Source organism: Agromyces sp. NPDC029043, from assembly GCF_055564615.1.
This window is the reverse complement of sequence record NZ_JBVHVX010000053.1, coordinates 1-2,537: the sequence shown is the minus strand read 5'-3', so window position 1 is coordinate 2,537 and position 2,537 is coordinate 1. Positions and strand designations below refer to the sequence as shown.

At 64.7% G+C, this 2,537-nt stretch carries 4 protein-coding genes; 1 reads left to right on the top strand and 3 read right to left on the bottom strand.

The window, feature by feature from the left end; genetic code table 11:
- The coding region (locus ACZ4TW_RS23885; protein WP_465546999.1) for a DUF305 domain-containing protein at positions 1 to 246 on the bottom strand (246 nt) is incomplete at its 3' end.
- 269 nt (positions 247 to 515) lie between these two features.
- Here ACZ4TW_RS23885 and ACZ4TW_RS23880 point away from each other — a divergent pair.
- Positions 516 to 1,451 carry a M23 family metallopeptidase gene (locus ACZ4TW_RS23880; RefSeq protein WP_465546997.1) on the top strand — a complete coding sequence of 312 codons (936 nt, stop codon included), beginning with the start codon at positions 516 to 518 and terminating at the stop codon, positions 1,449 to 1,451.
- 22 nt (positions 1,452 to 1,473) lie between these two features.
- Here ACZ4TW_RS23880 and ACZ4TW_RS23875 read toward each other — a convergent pair whose 3' ends face one another.
- Both ACZ4TW_RS23875 and ACZ4TW_RS23870 read right to left on the bottom strand, forming a co-directional pair.
- Positions 1,474 to 1,821, bottom strand: a complete 348-nt coding sequence (locus ACZ4TW_RS23875; RefSeq protein WP_005195356.1) for a metal-sensitive transcriptional regulator — start codon at positions 1,819 to 1,821, stop codon at positions 1,474 to 1,476.
- Positions 1,818 to 2,537: HAD-IC family P-type ATPase (locus ACZ4TW_RS23870; RefSeq protein ID WP_465546994.1), on the bottom strand; the 720-nt coding region annotated here is incomplete at its 5' end. The genes ACZ4TW_RS23875 and ACZ4TW_RS23870, both read right to left, overlap by 4 nt.

Sequence of the window (2,537 nt, the reverse complement as noted above, 5' to 3'; positions counted from 1 at the left end):
CTTCTCCAACAGGATGTCGCTCATCATGATCGCCTGGGTGTGGTGCGGGATCATCTGCTGGGCGAACGAGATGTCCGCGCTGTTGTGTTCGGCAGAGGCCGCCGCTGACGATTCGGTACTGGCCGCGCTGGTACCCATCCCCGACATCGAGGAATGATCCTCAGTCGAGGTGTCCGAACACGCGGCCACCACTGTCAGAACAGCCGCCGCGGCAGCAACGACGACACCCGTTCGTGTGACTCTCATCGATCTCCTCCTCAAGAGTGATACTTCGCCACCGCCCGGCGGCGCTTCGATAACAATTCTACTAACACCGATAGTAGTTAGTCGCCTGCCCGGCACCCACAAAACGGGCGGTGAACTGCGCAAACAACGCCGCTAATGCCTGATTAGTTCGCTTCGTAGTGGAGCCGCGTGTGACTTGTGGGGCACAAGTGACTTGTGGTGTGATCTCGCGGGTACACGCATGGCACTCGTGCGTAGGTCTACGACGTCCGCGGGAAAGGTCCGACCGCATGCAGATGGTGTTGACATCGCTACGGGTCAAGGCGGGGCAGCAGTGGGGCCCCAAAGCGCTGGGGGTGGCAGCGGCGGTGTGCGTGGGCGTTGCGCCTGTGATCGCCACCGCACCGGCGGCGGCCTCGACCGATGGACATGTGGCCGGGGAGCTGATCGCGATCGTGCAGGACTCGGTGAAGGCCGCATTGGGTGGTGCCGCGGCGGCGAATTTGGGGAAGCCGATCACGCAGACGGCGTCCTGCCTGGGCGCTCAGGCCCAGTCGGGCAGTGTCGGCGATGCGGGCAGTGCAGCCGCACTGCAGTGCTTCGGCACGTTTTCGCTCATTGATCCGATAGACGGGTTCCGGATCATCGACGCGTTACCGCTGGCTCGGCTGGTAGCCACCCTGATCGCCGCAATCGTGCCGCACGATCCGAACGAGCCGCATGGCCCCCAACCGCAGGAACCCGGAACGCCGACACCGCTGCTGCCCGGTAGTGGCGGCGCGGTGGCGCCGACTGCGGGCGAGATCACGTCCACCTTCGGTGACGGACGGGGCCATCAGGGCATTGATATCGGCAATGATCTGGGCGCGCCCATTGTCGCGGTGGCTGACGGGGAAGTCATCACCTCCGGACCTGCCGAGGGGTTCGGGTTGTGGATGCGGATCCGCCACGATGACGGCACGATCACCACCTACGGCCACAACGACGAGAATCTGCTCGAGCAGGGCGCGCGAGTACGGATGGGCCAATCGATCGCCACAGTGGGCAACCGTGGAGTCTCGACCGGCCCGCATCTGCATTTCGAGGTTCTCGACCCGACGGGAGTCAACGTCGATCCGGCACAGTGGCTGGCCGATCGCGGGGTGGTTCTGGCGATGGCCGCTGATGCCGACGCCCCCGCGCCGGGGCCGGTGGTGCCCCAGTGGGTCGGCGAACCACGCCTGTGACGAACCCGGCGTGGTGGGTGGCTCAGGAACGAACGAGGCGAGCGATGGCCGCCGAGGCTTCAGCGATCTTCTCCTGCGCCTCGTCCCCGCCGGCGTGGGCGGCATCGAGCACACAGTGGGTGAGATGGTCGTCGAGCAAACCCAGCGCGACCCCCTCCAGCGCCTTGGTCAGCGCCGAAATCTGGGTCAGGATGTCGATGCAGTACTGCTCCTCGTCGACCATCCGATAGATACCTCGGGATTGCCCCTCGATGCGCTTGAGCCGGGCCAGGTATTTGCCCTTATCGCTGATGTAACCGTGGGAAGAGTGTTCCGAGGCAGAGGATTCTTCCGGGGTGGAGGATTGTCCCGGTGCGGACGCAGCGGTCATGGACTCACCTTCTCAATGGATCTCGGTCGGTTGTGCTGCAGTCCACGCACTGTACTCGCGCCTGGCTGCAGGTCGAGTCGGCGTAACAGTTGCGCGTTGAGTGCGACCACGACCGTCGAGGCTGACATCAGAATCGCTCCGACCGACATCGGCAGGACGAACCCGATGGGCGCAAGAATTCCAGCGGCCAGCGGTACAGAGATCAGGTTGTATCCCGCTGCCCACCACAGGTTCTGCTTCATTTTTCGGTAGCTGGCGTCCGACAGCTCGATGACCGACAGCACCGAGCGGGGGTCGTCGCTGGCGAGGATGACCCCGGCCGAGGCGATCGCGACGTCGGTACCGGCCCCGATCGCGATGCCCACATCGGCCTGGGCCAGGGCGGGGGCGTCGTTGACGCCGTCGCCCACCATCGCCACCTTGCGTCCTTCGTGCTGCAACTCAGCCACCTTGCTGGCTTTGTCTTCCGGCCGTACACCGGCGAACACCCGATCGATACCGAGGTCGTGAGCGACGGTGTGCGCGACCGCTTCGGCGTCGCCGGTAATCATCACGACCTCGACCCCGCGGGCGTGCAGCACCTCGACGGCTTGGCGGGATTCCCCACGCACCTCATCAGCAAGTTTGACAGCTCCGATCAGCTCAGTGTCGCGGGTGACATGCAAGATGATTGCGCCGTCGGCGCGCCAGCGATCAGCGATGGCCAGTTCCTGATG